The 301-nt window shown below is 52.2% G+C and carries 1 protein-coding gene; it reads left to right on the top strand.

Going from position 1 to position 301, the window contains the following annotated elements:
• Positions 1-218, top strand: a 218-nt coding sequence (locus NE473_RS31265; RefSeq protein WP_256265655.1) for an Hsp20 family protein, incomplete at its 5' end; no start/stop codon positions are given.
• Positions 219-301: the final 83 nt, after the last annotated feature.

Genomic DNA, 301 nt, shown 5'->3' with positions numbered 1-301 from the left:
CCGAACGCGGTATGGAACGAAACGAAAACGACGAGAAGACCGGCAAGTTCGTTCGCCAGGAGCGTTACAGCGGTTCGTGCCAGAGAAGCTTTTACGTGGGCGAGGATGTGAAACAGGAATATATGAAGGCCCGCTTCGAGGACGGTATCCTGCATCTGGAGTTTCCGAAAGCTTCGCCAAAGCAGGTTGAGGAATCTCATCGCATCTTTATTGAATAACCGATAAATCCCGGAACGAAACAGTCCTCTGTTCCGGAACAGGGCGGGCCGCATCACTACGGTCCGCCCTGTTTTATCCAATT

Source organism: Hungatella sp. SL.1.14 (assembly GCF_024460495.1).
GTDB classification, from domain to species: domain Bacteria; phylum Bacillota; class Clostridia; order Lachnospirales; family Lachnospiraceae; genus Hungatella; species Hungatella hathewayi.
Note: the sequence above shows the minus strand (reverse complement) of the source record. Positions and strands in the feature narration are given on the sequence as shown.